Source organism: Pseudomonas sp. B3G-3, from assembly GCF_028640915.1.
Lineage (GTDB): Bacteria > Pseudomonadota > Gammaproteobacteria > Pseudomonadales > Pseudomonadaceae > Aquipseudomonas > Aquipseudomonas chlororaphis_I.
The window spans coordinates 1-18,100 of the sequence record NZ_JAQZAB010000004.1; the positions used below are offsets into that span (position 1 = coordinate 1).

General features: G+C 57.9%; 14 protein-coding genes. 8 read left to right on the forward strand and 6 right to left on the reverse strand.

Features of this window, described 5'->3' with window-relative positions; translation table 11 throughout:
* The 8 genes from PVZ80_RS00020 to PVZ80_RS00055 all read left to right on the forward strand — a co-directional run.
* The coding region (locus PVZ80_RS00020; RefSeq protein ID WP_273863244.1) for a DUF2345 domain-containing protein at positions 1-587 on the forward strand (587 nt) is incomplete at its 5' end.
* Positions 584-3,529 (forward strand): hypothetical protein, encoded by a 2,946-nt coding sequence (locus tag PVZ80_RS00025; protein ID WP_273863245.1) that lies wholly within the window; start codon positions 584-586, stop codon positions 3,527-3,529. The genes PVZ80_RS00020 and PVZ80_RS00025, both read left to right, overlap by 4 nt.
* Entirely contained in the window at positions 3,526-4,716 is a 1,191-nt protein-coding gene (locus PVZ80_RS00030; RefSeq protein WP_273863246.1) for a hypothetical protein, read from the forward strand. The genes PVZ80_RS00025 and PVZ80_RS00030 overlap by 4 nt, the downstream gene beginning before the upstream one ends.
* A gap of 26 nt (positions 4,717-4,742) precedes the next feature.
* Positions 4,743-4,967, forward strand: coding sequence for a hypothetical protein (locus PVZ80_RS00035; RefSeq protein ID WP_273863247.1), 225 nt, complete (start codon positions 4,743-4,745; stop codon positions 4,965-4,967).
* Complete coding sequence (locus PVZ80_RS00040; protein ID WP_273863248.1) at positions 4,964-6,040, forward strand: DUF6708 domain-containing protein; 1,077 nt, start codon at positions 4,964-4,966, stop codon at positions 6,038-6,040. Before PVZ80_RS00035 ends, PVZ80_RS00040 begins: the two co-directional genes overlap by 4 nt.
* 2 nt (positions 6,041-6,042) lie before the next feature.
* Complete coding sequence (locus PVZ80_RS00045) at positions 6,043-7,107, forward strand: hypothetical protein (protein WP_273863249.1); 1,065 nt, start codon at positions 6,043-6,045, stop codon at positions 7,105-7,107.
* Positions 7,108-7,196: 89 nt separating this feature from the next.
* Positions 7,197-8,252 (forward strand): hypothetical protein, encoded by a 1,056-nt coding sequence (locus tag PVZ80_RS00050; protein ID WP_273863250.1) that lies wholly within the window; start codon positions 7,197-7,199, stop codon positions 8,250-8,252.
* Between the two features lie 155 nt (positions 8,253-8,407).
* Positions 8,408-9,562 (forward strand): hypothetical protein, encoded by a 1,155-nt coding sequence (locus PVZ80_RS00055; protein WP_273863251.1) that lies wholly within the window; start codon positions 8,408-8,410, stop codon positions 9,560-9,562.
* A gap of 163 nt (positions 9,563-9,725) precedes the next feature.
* Here the strand turns inward: PVZ80_RS00055 and PVZ80_RS00060 are convergent, their stop codons facing one another.
* Genes PVZ80_RS00060 through PVZ80_RS00085 form a run of 6 tightly spaced genes read right to left on the reverse strand, consistent with a single transcriptional unit; the run spans position 9,726 to position 18,096 of the window.
* The gene (locus tag PVZ80_RS00060) at positions 9,726-10,304 is read right to left on the reverse strand and encodes a hypothetical protein (protein WP_273863252.1); all 579 of its coding nucleotides are present in this window, start codon (positions 10,302-10,304) and stop codon (positions 9,726-9,728) included.
* Positions 10,297-10,560 (reverse strand): PAAR domain-containing protein, encoded by a 264-nt coding sequence (locus tag PVZ80_RS00065; RefSeq protein WP_273863253.1) that lies wholly within the window; start codon positions 10,558-10,560, stop codon positions 10,297-10,299. Before PVZ80_RS00065 ends, PVZ80_RS00060 begins: the two co-directional genes overlap by 8 nt.
* A 31-nt stretch (positions 10,561-10,591) precedes the next feature.
* Positions 10,592-14,401 carry a type VI secretion system membrane subunit TssM gene (gene tssM, locus PVZ80_RS00070; protein WP_273863254.1) on the reverse strand — a complete coding sequence of 1,270 codons (3,810 nt, stop codon included), beginning with the start codon at positions 14,399-14,401 and terminating at the stop codon, positions 10,592-10,594.
* A 13-nt stretch (positions 14,402-14,414) separates the two neighbouring features.
* Complete coding sequence (gene tssA, locus PVZ80_RS00075) at positions 14,415-15,854, reverse strand: type VI secretion system protein TssA (protein ID WP_273863267.1); 1,440 nt, start codon at positions 15,852-15,854, stop codon at positions 14,415-14,417.
* A gap of 2 nt (positions 15,855-15,856) precedes the next feature.
* Positions 15,857-16,534 carry a type VI secretion system-associated protein VasI gene (vasI, locus tag PVZ80_RS00080; RefSeq protein ID WP_273863255.1) on the reverse strand — a complete coding sequence of 226 codons (678 nt, stop codon included), beginning with the start codon at positions 16,532-16,534 and terminating at the stop codon, positions 15,857-15,859.
* Entirely contained in the window at positions 16,531-18,096 is a 1,566-nt protein-coding gene (locus PVZ80_RS00085) for a sigma 54-interacting transcriptional regulator (protein WP_273863256.1), read from the reverse strand. Before PVZ80_RS00085 ends, vasI begins: the two co-directional genes overlap by 4 nt.
* Positions 18,097-18,100 lie beyond the last annotated feature (4 nt).

Here is an 18,100-nt window from a genome sequence, read left to right on the forward strand (position 1 = left end):
ATGCGGCCGCGCACGGCAACGTGCAACTGAGCTCGGGCGAGAACACCGTGATCAACGCCGGCAACGGCCTGAGCACCTTCGCGCAGCGCGGTGACATGCGGCACATCGCCCACTTCGGTCAACTGTTGCTGCAGGCCCAACATAGCAACGTTCGCATTGAAGCGGAAAAGAGTGTGGAGATCACTGCCAGCGAAAAGCACGTCCAAATGTCGGCCGAAAAGCTTCTTTCCGTGCTGTGTAGCGGCGGCTCTATCAAGATGCAGGGCGGCAACATCGAATTGGGTGGGCCCGGCACCCTCACGGTGAAAGCAGCCGACCACCGTTTCCTTGGACCTGGCTATATGAGCGCAGCCATGAATGAATGGTCGTCATCGAAGTTTGATGAGCGCTTCCAGGTCGTACTCCCAGATGGCACCCCTGCAGCAAACCACAACTACATCATTACCCGTTCCGACGGTGGCACCATTGAAGGAATTACTGGACCGGACGGCCACATAGATATTCAACGTGGTATCAGGATGGAGTCTATTTCGTTGGAAGTGTTTCCAGTCGACGAGGAGCAACAGGCAGAAGGAAAGAAATCATGAGCGAACAGAATAGTGATACCGAACGACTGCTCCGCTCACGCGTGGACAACAAGACAGGAAGCTATCGTTTTACCCATACACTCACGCCAGCATCGCAGACCGATACGGTCAAACTGCAGTTGCCGCCTACGCAGGAGGGATTGGCAATCTATCCTTTGCGCTATGCCATCTTGGAACACGTCTTTCAAGCAGAGCAACTTCCTACGTTGGACGTGTCCGGCTACGCGGATCTAGGGAGCGGTTACTCCCGGGGCGTACGCGAGCTGCGCCCCAGAACACACCTATATCTGTTCTATATAGAAGACAGCGCCTTTAAGAACAAGCACTACATCGTCACTGATGAGGTGCAATTTGCAGAAGTTCTGCCTCCTGTTTCCGCAGCACAATCCCAGTCAGACGACAGTTTGTCCATGCATGAATTTCCAGCGGTTTCCGCCGCCCACGCGTACATCACTGCGCCATTGCCAACAGCCGATCGCAAGCTGGGTGACATAGCCTATCTTCTGGCCTGCGACACCGTGTTGACTGACAGAATTCTCGAGCATCTAGAACAGGATAAAGACGGCATACGCACGCAGACTACGACGGCATTCAAGCTTAAGGGAGGAACTCAGCAGTCCCATGTCCTTGCCATAGACGATCTGAAGAAGGTCCCTGCCCTTAAGGACGACGAGCGGATACGTCTTGAACTCGTCGAATGGAGTGAAAGCCAGCCCGAGGACATGCTCGGTGATGACACCATCATCAAATGGTGCAAGCGCGCCAGTGCCTCACGTCAATACGCCCCCGTGGCGATTGCATTGCATGACCCAGTGGGCGTGATGAGTGAAATGGGTCACCTGACCGGCAAGCACATCCTGGAGCTCCAGGAGTGGTCCGAACGAGAACAGGTACCGCGCAAGGTGCTCGTTTCGAAGTGGATAGACCAACTGGGCGAGCAGAAGGCGCGAAGCGTCGAACTGGAGGCGTATAAAAACGATGCCATTGGCAGTTCCATTCCCGCAGGCGTGGGTGGCGGCGCCGCCAATGCAGCACGAGACCGCGCCTATCGTGCCGGCCTGAAAGCCAAGGCAGAGCGCTTGGCGCATGCCCGGAACGATGAACGTCGCAAGTTCATGGCGACCTACGAACAAAAGCGCCAGACGTTCATCGATGCCATTGATAACGCTGCTGCCATGGCGAACAGAATGTACAGCGCTGTTCGACAACGACATGACGCCGTGATGAAGCTCTTTGACGAAACCGACGCAGAAAGCTTCATTAGCCTTCGGCGCGCGGTGACCTTCTCACTTTCTGTGCTCGCGTGTGACCAGCAAGGCAGAAAGGTGCTGGAGGATATGCTGCCGGAGTCGGGGCCAACTGGTCTGATGGAAAGAGCACTAATGGGCTATCCGGACTTCAGCAAAGTTATCAACGAAACCAGCGCTCAACAAGCGACCATGCTCCTTGCCGGAAAAGAAGCAGAAAGAGTGGTGGATTTACTCGCCAAAGTTCCCGCAGACGATGCCAGTCGATATCTGGGAGGTGTTATCGCACAACTGGTGATAAGAGGGCGGTTGCGCAGCACCGAAGCGTTCCGGCGCAGCACCTATTACCTGGCCTTTCAGCTTCTAGATGGCTCTCTAGTTGGAGAAGAAGCTGTTCCTTTATCCAAGGCGGGCCGGTGGCTTCTGGAAGCGAACGGCGGAAATCCTGTTCACGGATTTCGTCCTGTAACCATTGCGCGGCAGGCCAACGAACTCATCTACTTGTTCAAATCTCAGCCAATCCAGGATATTTTGCGTGAACAACGTGACGGGCTGAGCTATCGCGTAAATTTCTGGCATGGCCTTCGATTCACAGTGGGCGTCACAGGGTTAGTCCTCAGTACCCAGAATCTTCAAGCGGTCTTGGCGCAGTTGGAAAAAGGTGAAGGGGAAATCCTCGTTCATAGCCTGAACCTCGCATCTGGACTACTGGTGGCCGGAAGCGGTCTGGCGACTCTGGGGGAGACGGGGTATCAGTGGAGTGCCGGTCACGCAGCCACGAATGCAGACAAACAAGCTGCGCAAGCTCTGGAACAGCGGGCAAAGCGGTATGGCAACTGGGCGGTAGGACTGTTGGCGCTATCTGCTGCCGCCGCCAGCATCAAGGAATTCAGGAAAGCCCTGCAAGGTTCAAGCCCTGACAGCACAGCCGCTCACGCGATTGCTGGCACGCTGCAAGCATCCGCAGCTACCGTGGGAGGGCTACATCTGACCAGCCGTCTCGCGCAGCAAAACAACAAGCTTGGGATGACTGCGATCGCAGTGTTGGACACGGCTTCCGTGGGCACGGGGGCAATCGCTCGCGGCGCAAGAGCAGCCTTGGCCATTACTCGTCTTGGTTCCGGCCCCATCGGTTGGATTCTTCTCGGCTTGGAGATAGCCACAACAGTTTACTTGGACTGGCATGAGCGCAATGCCGAGGAAGAAAAGATCACCGACTGGATTGCACGCAGTATCTGGGGAACCGGTATGCGTACCGGCTGGCTGGGAGGTGCAACTGCACTTACACCTTTCGATTCGCAGGAAGAAGCCACCGGCTTTTACCACTTTTTTATGGCTCCTCATATAGAAACCGACGTAGCGGTGCTGCGCACCATGGGCTCAGTACTGATTCCAGGCTGGGGCTTAGTAAACCGAGTTCGGCATGGCACCCCGATGCCACAGGATGCTCGTACCGTCACTATTGCTCTCCCTGGCTGGCTTCCTCAAGTTGGGCGTTATGAGGTTGTACAGCACAATGAGTTCAGATTTACCGGCGTTCAACGCACGTTGAATGATCCGGACCAAGTCGTCCTGCGGAACGGGGTTGGCTATGTCACCTACCCCACGGATACGTTGGGCGGAGACATTAAAGTGAAATACTGGCCTAACTCTTTTGCAGAGCCACATGTGGTTTTGGAGACTACCAAAGAATGAATGTCTCCAAAGAAGAACGTCGCCTTACCAAGGAAGAATTGGCCGAGCGTGAGAAGGAGTTCTGGGCAAACGAACTGGAATGGCAGCGGCAGAATCCACATCCGGAACTGAGTAGCTTCTACGCGCAGTTAGACAAAGAAGTGCGCCGAAAGAAGCTTCTGCCTCTCCCCGGCTTGGATATCGCAATGTGGCCGGAGGCTGTGCGGTGCGATATTGACATCAGTGATCCACAGAAATTCAATGATCGCTTTATCGAGTTGCCCCATGAAACTCGGGCAATCGGCTTGGAAAAGTGGTTTATCGGCGCACATAATCTCTTCCTGTTAATTATCGTGATGGCGTACATCATCGATATGCGGTCCTGGTTGTGGTGGCGTCCACTGGCCGACTACGGAATTGTTGCATTTCTCCTCTGGCCACCTATCTACTTTTTCTCATTTCGCATTTTCAGAAATGTGACTTCAGGCGGAACCCGCTACAACCGCCAGGCACAACTGGTTCACATCGATGATGGACTGGGTCACGTGGCGCATATCCCATGGCGCCAAGTCGTTCCCTTCGTGAGCATAGGCGTGGCGCCAGCCTCGTTGATGCGCCTATGCGCGCCCGTACCTCAGGCACGAAAGTTATACGACAAGGTTCTGGAGATTGGACGGGATGATGTGGACTATCTTCGCTCCCTTAGTGAGTCAAGAGGACCATTTGACGTTCCCATAGACATGAACGAACTGGATCATGTCAACCTTCGCCGCAATTTGCAGCGGCTGGAGTTTCTTAGACGCTACATGAGCGATGGCATTGCAGCCATCCAGCCCCATCCGGAGCTCGTTGCAGCCGGACTCGTGGAAGAGCCTGGCGATTACGACAATCCCCGGAACATCTTGACTGGAAGGGGAGTGGACAGGTTTGTGCTCTACGCCCTCGACCGCGCCTGGCATTACTTCTCGTTCGGCCCCTGGCTGGACAAGCGTGCTCGCGCACGCGCCGAGAAATTCCAATGGAGCCGGGAGGTGTTGGATCTGTGTGGCCCCACCCCCGATCTGCGAGGCCTGGACACCCGCCCGATTAAACCCCGGACCGATGTGTTTTACCGGCCCACTGGGCTTACCTTCGAGGTGCTAAACCGTCAAGGCCAGCCCGTGCCTTCCTCCCGTCTCCTGAACAAAGCGCCCGGGGGGGCGACATGAGAGCTTATGGAGGACATGACTGTTCCATGCGCAGCCGAAGTTTCCGCCAGCTCTCCAACCGCCTGACCAGCATGCACCAAGGACCCAGGTTGCGTATCAACCAGGAACAGGGCACGGCACGGATAACGAGCGCGAAAATCCCTGAACAGTGGAACGTCGACAGTTTTGGGATGATCCTGAAGTGTTGGCCCAACCGCGACGAAATTCCGAACCTGATGTCTGAGTTCACTTACCAGGCGGCGGGGGCATGAACATGTTCAAACCCACGCTTCCAAAGAAGGAAAACCTCACCTACTTCGTACTACCCAAAGCGGGTGAGCCACCACAACAAGGTGCCAAGATCAATGCTTGGGAGATGGTGGCTGACATCAATCCCGCTTGTCTGACGTTTTCTCAAACTAGACGAGCCGAACACGCATCGACGGTTGTTCTGATGAGCGTTTGGGGAGGGCTTATGCTCTTTTTGGTTGTACTCCCCTACGTTCTCGAAATGCCTGGGAACATTGACAGACTAGGTGTTGGTCACGCAATAATAAGTGCTCTGCTATTGGCGGCGGGGCTTGGCTTTGCCGTCGGCGTCCCGCTCCGAGTACTTCGCAAACCGCGCTCCCCCATTTTGCTGAGCCGCCAGCTACGACGCTTCTACCACTGGCAAAGTAAGAAGGTGGGTTGGGTAGCGCTGAACTATGACGACGTGGTGCCCTATGTGATGCGTGTGACGTCGGTCAGCCAGGCCGGTACGTCCACCTCCTTCTTTTTGCATGTCGGCGTGCTGAAACCCGGCACGCGCAAGGTTATTCAGAATATTCGCCTGAGCGATCCCACCGGAGCGGTGCAGCCGCCCGCCGAGCTGTGGGAGTTTATACGCGCCTATATGGACGGCTCTCCGGCCAAGGTACCGCCCATCGAGTTTCGCATCCCCGAAGGCCAGCAGCATGGTATCCACGCTCGCATGGACCGGGACATGTTGAGCGGCCTGGTGGATGCCCGGCACCGACTCAACCCCGGCCTATTCCCCAAGCTCTATTTCGCCATGCTGGCCATGATGACGTATTGGTCGGGGCGTCTTCTGCCCTGGCTGGAACACAAACGACCAAAACCTCCTCTGCCGCCGGAGCTAGCCGAAGCTATGCAGTGGACGGGCAAGAACCCCTATCGGGTTACGCCCCCCACGGACATCGAGCAGAAAGCCATCGACGGCAAGTTGCCCTACATGAATCGTCGGTGGTTTATCGGGATGTTGCTGTCGACGTTGCTGTGGGGAAGCAGTTTCCTCTGGCTGTCCACGCTCAGTTGGCGTGACCTTTTGTTTTCCGGAGCATGAGCATGTTCAAACCCACGCTTCCGGAGAAGGAGAACGGTACCTACTTCATCCTCCCCAAAACGGGTGAACCGCCCCAAGCGGGCGCCAAGCCCCATGCCCGCGATATGGTCGCCGCCATCAACCCTGCCTACCTGGAGTTCAGCAAAACGCGGCGAACGAGCTTTAGACCTATGAATCTGCTACTGAGCATATGGGGCAGCGGAATATTGTTTATTGGACTACTGCCGTTTACCGTTCGAGTATTTGCAGACGTCAGCCGTTTGGGAATTGATGGCCCGATAGTATTCACGTCACTACTCCTACTTTCCCTAGGAGTCGCAATAGCAGTACCTCGCCGCCAGTTGAATCAAACCCACTCTCCCATCCTGCTCAGCAAGCGCCTGCGCCGTTTCTACCAATGGCAGGGCAAGCAGAAGGGCTGGACAGCATTGAACTACGACGACGTGGTGCCCTTGGTCACGCGCCTGACCGTCGTCAGCACCGCCGGCACCAGCACGTCATTCTTCCTGGATGTCGGCGTGTTCGAGCCGGGCACGCGCAAGCTGGCTGAGTTCATCCGCCTGAGCGACCCCGCCAATGACGTCGCGGCACAGGCGGAACTCTGGGAGTTCGTGCGCGCGTACATGGATGGCCCGGCAAGCAAGGTGCCGCCCGTTGCCTACAGTCTTCCCGAGGGGCAGGAACACGGCATCCATGCGCGCCTGGACCGCGACATGATGGGAGGGCTGGTGGACAGCGTACATCGCCTGCGGCCCGGCCCGTTCCCCATGGCCTACTTCGGCATGAGTGCCACCATCGGCTACTGGGCTGACCGCATGATTCCTTGGCTCGAACGCCGCATGCCGCGTCCGGCGCTACCGCCGGAACTGGCCGAGGCGATGCAGTGGGAAGGCAAAAACCCCTATCGCACAATCCCGCTGACCGACATCGAGCAGAAAGCTATCGACGGTCAACTGCCCTACATGAATCGTCGCTGGTTCATCGGCATGCTGCTGTCCACCTTGCTGTGGGGCGGCAGCTTCGTGGGGATGGTGGGAGTCGCCTGGCACATGGCGCTATTCCAGTAAGCATGTTCCGTCCCACGCTTCCGGAGAGGGGAAATCAAAGCGGCAGGAGTTGCCAATTACTGGCGCATATTCAAAGGAGCAAGACTTAGATGCAATCGAATCAGGGCGGCGCAAGGCAGAACAATCTAAAACCACTATCGAGTCGCAGAAACCAACGGCCCCGTGCACGCCTTCTTGGATGGGGTTGGGGACTACTACTGCTGGCGGGCGCCGCTGTCGCCGATGAACCGTACCTCCAACTGGAGGCGCGCATAACGAGTGAACCGTATCAATGGCAACTGTCAACTGGCGAGATAATTCGCAAAGGGTTGAGCGATCAGGCTGCTCGGATCATGGTGGCGCCGCGCGAAGGTCGCGAAGACTTCGTGCTCGAGATGTTGTTGGGTCGTTTTCCGGTGAAGGTGCCGGCACGCTGCTGGACGTTGCCGGCGGCAAAGTTCGAAAGCTGCGTGATCATTGGCCCCCGCGAGGATTCGGGGTGGCAGCGTGAGCAGGCGGAAGCCTTCGAGAGGCAGGACACCGAACGCCAACATAATCGTGATACACGTGTGGCCTGGGCGAGAGAGCAGGTCGGCATAAAGCGTGTGCCGCGCACCATAGAAGCTGCGTTGGCTGACCATCGACGTTGGCTTTCATCGGAAGCGGGGCGTGCAGATCCTGGAGCAATTTCCTGCCACCCACTGGCACCCGTCCTGGCCGCAGCACCTTCGCAGGACTCGCTACCACGACAGGACATGTTGAAAGGAAAAACCGAAGCCGTCGCCGTGTATGCACAGGCTGCGCGAGGCGGCAATTGGCGTGCCGCCGGTGGGCTGCTCGATGCGATGCTAAATGACGAGGATTTCGAGTCCGCCTACGTGGTTGTGGCCTGGTTGATCAAGAATGAGATTCCCGCCGGCTACTACAAGCTTGGCCGGCTGATGGAGGTAACGTCCGGCTACGCTGAGCGTGAGGTGTATGGAAACGACAGACGTGCGCATGGCAATGGCCCATCGGTCGCGAGTCTGCGCCGGCACGCAGCGTGGCTAGGGGATCCGGCCGCTCAGAAGGATCTGGCGGATATGTTAGATGACGAAGGTGATGAGATGAACGCAACGCGCTTACGTCACTGTGCCGCGGTACAGAGCCCTGCGCCGGAACGATGAGACGTTCAGTGAAGTACCGGCCGAGGGGCTAAGCCGAGCGTCTTGGAGATGGTGGCTGTCATTAGTCCTGCCATGCCCGGCTCCGGCCTACACCAAAGACACATAGCACTGACGCGTATGTGAAAGGACTACTTAGAATTGTCCAAGAGGGGTTCATGAAGAGATCACTGCACTTGGCTCTCAGCCAATACAAGCCAATCCCGACTTCGCTTCAAGGCGCTAGCGTTGGGAAGACAAAAGATGTCATCGAGGTAGACCTCGCTGGTTTGTACCATCATTACTACCTCGACACCTTAGGGAGCGAACCGCCGTCTCCTGATCCAGCTCAGTTTGAGCACCTGAGGTTCTTGATGCCGAGTGAGGAGCTTCGCTTCCAAGGCGAAGGTGTGGGCGCATCAACCAATGCAAAGCGGTCCAAGTCCAGCGAGATGGGGCAAGCTTTCTGCCGTTGGTTCCTACACGAGCACTTGGGTATCAAGTACTTCGCACATATGGATAGTCTGATAGGCGCCAATAGACCGGAGTTCCATGGTTTTTCGGTACAGCGTGCCATAGCAGGAGACATCCCTGACTATTTGTGCAGTGATGGATCGGGTTCAGTAGTGCTTGCAGAGGCGAAGGGTCGCTATACATCGATAGGCTTTGGTACAGCAGAGTTCAACAGGTGGCGACAGCAGTTCACCAGGGTAAAGGTGCTGGATGAAACAGGCACCCCTGTCAAAGTAAAAGGCCATATCGTGGCGACCCGGTTCGCGACGGAGTCAAAACCCAAGGTCAAGAGCAAACTCTATGCAGAAGACCCGAGCACAGAAGGTCAAGAGCCAATCTCACGACGCACCGCCCGCCTTCTTTCCAGGCAGGTCGTTGCTAGCCACTATGCTGATGTGCTGCTGAAGCTCGATCAGCCGCTCCTGGCACACGCCATCAGGCGATGGCTCCCATTGGATAGCGAGATTCGCATATTTGGGGCCATCTGGGAGTTCGCCGTCGAAGGCTATCATAGGCAATTCGTGGGGGGATATTATGCAGGAACTACCGACTCTGCCGCTATCGAACTCGTGGACAATCGCATTGTCCGACGCAATTCCGACGCTTTGAGACTAGGACTCCATACCGGTACCTTTGTAGGTATCGAATTGTCGGTGTTCAAGCATTTGGTGAATGTATCCCGCAGCGATAGCTCCTTGCTGGATGAGGTGCCGGAGGTTGACCCAATCAGGGACGTTTACAGCGGGATTAGCATGCTTCGGGACGGTTCCATCATCGGGCCGTTGCAGATGTTTGTTCCTCGCGATTTCGCTGCCTTCTAAAGGTCAACGGAGGCCCTGCCGCGGGCACTAGGTCGGAAATCTGATGTCCGAATAGCCCCTTGCACCATGGGAGCTCCGCATCCTACCTAGCCCCCCCTTAGAGACGGGGGCGTGCTTCAATGGGTAGCATTGGGCCAAGTCGGCGTCTGGACTTGATCTTGATTCAGCCGCCACCTCTTAGCAGTCCTTCCAGATACGCCGCTACCCCCTTCTGATCTAGCGGCTCTCGCAGGTTGACTCCCATGCCGAACGGCCATAGGCAATGGTTCAGTTGCTCCAGCAACTTTGGGTCGTCTATCACGGCAAGCATGTACGCATGCTCAAATGGCGCGAGGTCAACCACACGCAGGCCGTGGCCGCACAGAAAGGCGTTGAGGTACTCCAGATAGGGCAGCTCATACGGAATAGTGTTAAGGAGCTCTGGTGGAACCGCTTCCCAATTAATACTGAAGAGCAACTCGGTAACATAGTCACTATCGAATTCAGAGAAGTCGATAGCGGAAAGTGACTTCAAGTCGGGAACCTGCCCCAGGTACGCCTTCCACTCCACATGGCTCAGCAGACCTTGCCGTTTCAAATGCTCGGTCATCCAGCTCAGCATGTTCGGAAGCTCGGTCCGGGCAGGAGGCCGCACTCGCAACGGAGTTGGGTCGAGTTGCGGAACACAAAGCGCGAGCGCTTCGATCAACGGCTCAACCATCCGAACGTCGTGGCCTTTTAGGGCTTCACGATGGTCATGCATGGGCGCTCCCTTTCGAACCACTGGAAATCAGTGAGGCTCCGCAGGCAGTCTTCATGCCGTGCAGAGCCACCGGCACACCGTCGACCTTGAGGGTGCCGCTGCCTTCGGCAATAGGGAACACCCCTTTGCACTTCGGGCAAGACACTTTGTGCCCGAGACCGGACATCGGCCGGCCGTTGAGGTCCGTCTGTGCAAACCCCTCCAAGACGGTTCCGCCATGGTCGGTCTTGTCTCCTTTTCGTATGACTTCTGGCATCTGAAGCTCCTCTCATGACGGCGACCGATCGCTACCGGCGCGCTACGTTGGTGGTGATTGTTTCGGACGACGGGGAAGCGGCTTGCCGTGCCCCTTCCATCAAGAGCGTTCGCGGCAACGCGAAGCCGCGGAACAGTTGCTGGCTGAATGGGTTGTCGCTCTTCTCCGCCGTGATGCGGTAGCGCATGCCGCCATCGCTGGCGGTAAAGCTCAGGTCGACCGTGGTGCCGGTTACACCGTTGAGCCGCGCCTGGCTGAGCAGGCGGAACATCGACCAGGGTCCGCGATAGACCAGGCCGCTACTGTTGCCGCTGCCATTGACCAGGGTGATGCGGCTCTCCCCACTGCCGGTGGCACCGCTTAGGGTGTTCGGCCAAATCAGGGGAGTGGAGTTGCTGGCACCATGACTGTAGGCGATGAGCTGGCCGTCCACGTTGAGCACGCTGCTGCGACGGGTAGCGGTCAGTCCCAGCGGTTCGACCGTGAACTGCAGACCCAAGGTGCCACGGCTGTTGAAGAACGCATCGCGTATGCGGTCAGCAGCTTCCAACTGTCGCAAGACATCGGTTCGCACCAGATATCCACCCCTGCGCTCCGAATACAGCGCTTCCAGGTTGTCCTCAAGGAAGAGCTTCAGGTACTGCTGCTTGAACTGCTCGAGTTTGCCCTGAGGGCCGAAGAACGCGGCGAAGTCGTCAAGGGAGACGTCCTCACGGCTGGAGGGAGTGAACGGATACCTGCCCAGCAGACGTTCGTTGTAGTAGCGGTAGACGTCAACATCCCAGCGCCGCTCCAGCTCGACCAGGGCCTCGATCAGCAGTACCTGAGACGATTCGTCGGCAAGCTTTTTGACGTGCTGGTTCAAGGGCGGAGGCAAACCGGCGGCGATGCGCTGCAGATTGCCGATTGGGTCTGGACCCTTGAGCGAGAATCTGTCCAGTACGACGCCGAGTGCAGCCTTCCCGCGGTTCGGACTGTCATGGACCGTCTTGACCTGATCCTGGACCTGCCCAATGGCAAGCATGGTTTCGTCAAGATAGGCCGGCTTGGCGCCATTGCTTGCCAGCAGATCGGTGAGTGGTGCAAATGCACGCACGATACTACCGATTTCAGGGGCCGCAAGTATCTCTGCGCCCTCCTTGGGAGACGCCTGGGCAGCCTTGTTGCCTTCCTCAGTGGTAGCCTTCACAGGTTCGGCGGCCTTGACCAGTTCAGTATTGTCGCGAACGGTCTCTACCAGACGTCGCAACGGCGCCGCCGGACTGGTGACACTGCCCAAGACGTTGACAGCCTGAGTAATGTCGTCGAAGTCACGGACCTCCAGATGACTCAGGTTCCTTTGCCACGTGTCGATGTAGTCGCGGCTGTAGAGCGCGCGGATGCGTTCGGTCAGCGCTTGTTTGTCAGCTTCGGAATAGTCGATGCCCTGGCGCTCGCCCAGTGCCCATTGGTCGATTACGGCCAGTTCGACCAAATCCTTGCTGTGGGGCTCGAAGTACCCTCGGAAGCCCTTTGCCGTCAGTAAGGCGTCGATCTTGCCACTCACCTGCTGGCTCGCGTCATCGCTCCCCGCTCCTGCCGGCTTGTAGATCACGTCATAGGCCGGGCCGATCTCGTTTCGGAGGTCAAGCGGGTTGCGCAGCGCTTGTCCCGCCTGGCGCCGCATCGACATATAGACGCGTTGAGGCATTGGGATCTGACGGAGCTGGTGCTGTAGCTCCGTAACTCGACTGCGATACTGCGGCAGGTCTGTATCGGCGTACTTCATTGCGTAGTCGAGGTGACGCATCAGGGCAGCCTGAACGCCCCGCTCGCCCGGAAACGCCGTGTGCCATTGGCGCGCCATCCAATCTTCGACAAACGGAGCGCGCCGATTGGGACGGTCCTCGATCATGCGGTAGACCCGTAGCCCCGCCAGTTGCTCGTCACTGCCAGCTCCCGGTGCGTCGATTTGCGACATCACGCCCCCCGCCAGCGCCGGCAGGAAGCGCTGGGATAGCAGCTTCAGATAGGCCTCGTCCACTTTCGGTCCGATCTGCCGTCCCTGGTAGAGCCCCATGTCCGAGACGACAGGCCAAGCGCCACGGTAGTCACCGAACACGGCAACAGCGCTCTGGATCTGATTCAGAGGCTCGAGCAGATTTCGGCCAGTGGGATCGGCACGGCTGTCGATGGTGTTTGCACTGAACGCGCGGCTGCGCTCAAGTACTGTTACGGCCTTGTCTCGATTCACCCCATAGTAGTGGTACCAACCCGTTGCCACCAGAACGCTGCCCAACGAGGCAACGCCAACGCTCAAGGCCAGAGCTCGCTTCTTGTCGGCCAGCACCTTCACGTTGTCCGTGGCCAAGCCGGCCTCAGGGTAAATGATGCGTTGGAACAGTTGCTGAGCGAAGTAGACCGCTGAACGCCCGGAGGGCTGCGCCTGAGAGACCGGCGGCTCGATGCGGTAAGACATTGAGGCGTTGGCGACAAAGGCATTGGTCAGCACGCCATGCTGGTATACCGAGGAGAAGTAGATGCCGCGAGGCAGTGCCGGCGTCACGTAGCGATCGCTACCAAGTACATCCGCGAGGAAGCCAAGAAGGACTTGGCGCATCCCGGCCAACTGACGCACCAGCGAAAACAACCCCTCTCGTTCTTCGAGCGAGGCGGCCGAGCTCAGCGCATCGAAGATGCGGTCATTAAGCTTGGCAACCAGGTCGTCATAACGCTCGGCCAGTTCAGTGAGCCAGGCATCGTAGTTCTGTACCGAATCCAACGTGAAGGTAAAACCAAAGATGTCTTCTTTGACGGACTTGGGGAGCCGGGAGAAGAACGCTTCAAACCCCTGGAGCAAGTCGAACTTGCTGAGTACCACATATAGCGGTGGGCGCGTGCCAAGTTGGCGGCTCAGCTCGGCCAGCCTGGAGCGCAGCAGAATGGCGAGAGCCTTGCGGTCACTGGCCGGCTGCGCCAGCAGCGTTACCAGGTCCACCATCAACACAACGCCGTTCAACGGGCGCCGGCTACGGTTTCGCGCCAGCCAGTCGATGAGATGGGTCCAAAGCCGAGCATGGGTTCCTTCGGGGAGCATGCGCTTTTTCTGACCGAACAGAGGGCTTTGCGCGGTCGCTGAATGAGCTGCCGACGCTGCCGAGGTGGTATTTGTTTCCGCGTCGGTCTTGCCATCCTCCTCAGGGGAGGTGCTCCCTTCGGTCGACGCAGGCTCGGGGCCTTTCTGAAGGGAGGCTGCAACCTCAGTAGGTTGGCTGATAAGTTCCCCGGGGGGATCTATTAGTACGGCCTCATCACCCATCCACCAATCGATGCTATAGGCCAAGTCCGGATCCTCCAAAAGACGCCGGCTGCCCGCCTTGATTTCACCCGTCAGTGAGAAGCTCTGGTTGCTCCGATTGATGAAACTGGTCTTTCCCGAGTTTTCTTGGCCCAACACCAAATACCAGGGCAACTGATACAGAGCGTTGCGGCCGCGAAGGTTAGCGCGAAGCGTCGTCAAAGTCCGGTCCAGAGTGCGTTCCTGAGCCTGAACATAACGGAGGCACAAGTCTTCGTCTCGTTGCCTGTCTTGTTGGCGCTCAGCCTCAAGGCGTCGATTCCGACCACGCAAATGCAGCGCCCAGGCCAACAAGGGGGCGACAAGTAGAACGACCGTGGCAAGCACCCGGGCGGTGAGACTGGCGAGCGGCATGTGGTCCTTCCATCGCCACTGTGGACCCAGCCACCAGATTGCAGTGAGGAGAAACAGGAAGCCAAGCAGGAGCAGAAGCGGTGTTCCGTGCTTTGCCCAACGCAGCAGAGGGCGCCCGTAGCGAGTCAATATCGACCAGATATTTAGCATGTAGTGGTCCTTTTTAGTCCGTAGTTCCCTGAGGTGCAGGCGGGCGTGCATCGCGTATCTGCGCTGCAAGATGGTTATAGAGCGCGGGCTCCCATGTCGAGATGGACGCGCCGTCCATCAGCCCGTAGGCCGTGCGGTAGAGGCCCTCAGCCAACCAGGTGAAGCCTCGTGCAGACACGAGACTGGCAGCGATGGACATGACATGGCAGCGGTGGCGAGTATCCTCGGCCTCAGCCTGTAGCGATTCCAGACGACGCAGCATGTGCTCCACCCCGCCGTTCTCCATCAGCGCGGCGAGCTCTTCACGCAACGCGGCGTATTCCCGGCCATCGGCGGCTTGGCCGGCATGCTCGTCAATGCCACTTAGCCATGCGAGCGTCTCGCCATCGACAAAGGGGCGTCCGTCTGAAAAATGCAGCGCCTTCAAGCCAGGTATGCGCAGTACAAACCGTTCCGTGGCAAGGCGAATGCTCGAGGCGACCTCAGGCATTTCCATTCGCAGGGCGATGATGGCGGCGTAATGACTGCCTTGTAGCCAGTAGGGCGAGCTGGCGACGCTCTTTTCCACACGTTGCAGGAGCACGGGACTGATGTTGTTTTCACTCAACGCCTCGCGGTATCCCTCGGAGATATCTTGTGGAATCCCCCTCAGCTCGGTGCGCTGATCATGTCGGCCGGGCGGCGCGGTCGTCAGATGCCCCCAAAGTGCAAATCGACGTAGCAGGTAGCCCGTTGGATCGTAGGAATTCTGTTCGTTGATGAATTCCGCCACAGCCAAGAGCGTGCGCTTGCTCTCCCGCTCATCACCGAGCTTGGGCGTCGAAGACGTCGAGAAGTACGCCTCAGTGACGGTTTGCCCACGTGAAGCCGGGAGCGCCTCACGAGATGGCTCGGATGTGGGGTAGCGCGTCTCCTCCACGCGGCGGGAGAACTGGGATTCAAGATGCGTGAGCATCGGCACATCCAGTTTTGCTGCCCCCGCACTAGCTTGAAGCTGGTCAATGGCGCGTTGCGCGGCGGCCTGTGCAGTATGGGCCGTACCGTCGACCTCTAGCTTGGGGAGCACCTCGCACAAACGTTCCACCAGTAAGGCAACGAGTCGCCGTTTCATCGGCAAACCGGTCGGCCCCGGCTTGGGATACCCAGACTCCCAGTAAGTGCACACCATGCCAGACAGCACACCGACTCCATCGGCCCACCCTTGCCAGGAAGGAGGACGCAATCGGGCTGTGATCAGATGTCCGGCGATGCGAAAGTGCTTGCACTGCTTGGTCAAGTACAGGCGCGTCGCCTCATCGATGAAACTCCAGTCCATATTGGGTTCCTGGAGACCACCGAGTTTGACCATTTCGTGTTCAATATCCTGAAAGGTGCCGTCTTCTTCATCGAAGAAGCCCGCTGGCTGTTTCTCATCCAACGGCACGAGGAGGGCATCAAGATCTAGTGGAGACATGCTCACCAGTGACATGCCTCCCGTTGACTGGCCAGCAAGGAATGCAAGCCGGCGACATCAAACACCAGGCCATCGAAAGGAGCGTAATTGCTCTCGACCCTCAGCCGACTGGAAGGTTGGAGCATCAGGCGCAGCTGCTCGATAGCCACCAGCCCTCTGCCTGCATCAACAACCTTGCCATCTTCCAGAACCTGCCACGGCCGAGCGGTACTCAGCGGACGATTGTCCAGTAGCAATCGGATATTCATCCGGTTGACCTCCATCGGCGCCCGTGCGACCAGTTGAAGACGGGAGATGTTGGATAGGCAACTGATCGCCAGGAAGGGCTCTGCATCCGTCTTTCCTTCAGCAGGTGTGCTGATCACCACCTTTTGCCATCCGTCCAGCCTGTCGGGGACACGCAGTAGTAGCGGGCCGGACTGACTAGGGGCTCGACTGCTCTCGCTCTCCCGCAGCAGCAACACGATGTCAGGTTCGATGATCGTCGGTGATGTGGCTGGCAGCGCCTGACCAACCTGGATCGGTGTCGGTGGCGTACCGGCAGCCCGATCGAAGCAGGCCAACCGTTCCACAGCGGAAACGATAGTCTTGCACTCCGGGTCCGCGGCAGCGACAGGCTTTCCTGAATCGCAACCTGCAATAGCAAGTGTGGCAATAAGCGGTAGGCTGAGTAACTTCATGTTGTTGAATGCTCCACATCCAGGTTCCACGTCTGGCATTTCCTCGCCAGCGTGCGTTTGGGAATACCCAGGCTTTGAGCGGCTAGACGTCGGGAGCCATCAGACTTTTGCAGCCGATCACGAACCAGGCACTGCTCGAATTGCTCGAGCGCTTGGGGAAGGTTCTTGGTATGCCAAAGATCCTGCAGGAGGGTGCCCCCCTGCTCGGGATTTAGGAGTTGCAAGGAAGCCTCTTGGGCCCTGCTCAACGCACTGCAACGGATGATTCGGCTCGGGCCTGCTTGTTCCGCTGCCACCTGGACAAGACTACGCAGCTCTCGGATGTTGCCCTGGAAGGGGTAGCTCCGAAGCAATGTCATGGCTCGTTCCGACAAGCCAGTGACATTGTTTTGATGTTCCCGGTTGAATTGCAGGAGGATATGGGAGACCAGCGCAGGGATATCCTCGGTTCGCTCACGCAAAGGAGGCAAATGGAGTACTTGTTGGCAAATTCGAAAGTACAGGTCTTCACGAAACAGACCCGAGTGAACCAAAGCAGGCAGCGAGCGATGGGTTGCGCAGATCAAGCGGAAATCGGAGTCCTGCTCCCGTGTTGCTCCAACTGGACGATAGCGCTTTTCATTCAGCAGGCGCAGCAGCGTGCCTTGCAGACCCAGCGGCATGTCTCCAATTTCATCCAGGAACAAGGTGCCGCCATTGGCCTCGGCCACCAAACCTGCACGGGCGTGTGTGGCACCGGTATAGGCTCCACGAACCACGCCGAACAGTTCGGCCTCGATAAGATCCTTGGGTATCGCAGCGCAGTTCACAGGGATGAAGTTGCCTTCGCGCGAACTGGCCTGGTGTATCAACCAAGCTGCATGATCTTTTCCTGTGCCCGTTTCGCCCGTAATGAGCAGTGACAACGAGGAGTCGGACAGACGAAGCATGTCATTGCGCAGCGCCTTGGCAACTGCGCTCACGCCTACAAAGCCTGCCGCCAGAAGTCGAGAGGCCCGAGCGCGTCCCCGCTCGTTGTCGCGCAATACAGCAACACTCTCGCGCCCCGTCTTCGCGACGTGCCCATCCCACTTCACCATGCGCATGTGCAGTTGCTCATAGGCTTGCATCAGCAACTGCCAAGGGGAAGACGCATTCCAACGGCCAATTGTCGATGAGACCCCAACGAGCGCTACCAAACCCATCGGCCGACCGTTCAACTCCCGTAAGGGCGTGATATGCATCACTTGTCGTGCTGGAAGGTGGACGCACACCTTCTCAAAGCTCTCACCAACATCGACCAGACTTCCTATGTCATCGATCTGGTAGCGATGAGCCGATAGGAGGCCGTACACCAACGGGTTGTCCAGTTCCGATAACGGGATGCTTGGCAAATCCCGCACGCCCTCGCCAACACTGGCCAACGGATACAAGGACTGACCAGTGGCTTCGGTCCAATAGCAGAACCCCGCAGTCAAACCATGCGCTTCGACCGTGGCGCGAAGAAACACGCCAGCCAACTCGGCCGACTCATTGACACCAGCCAAATCTCTGATGGCTTGAGCAAGCTGCAGGGATTCCATGCTT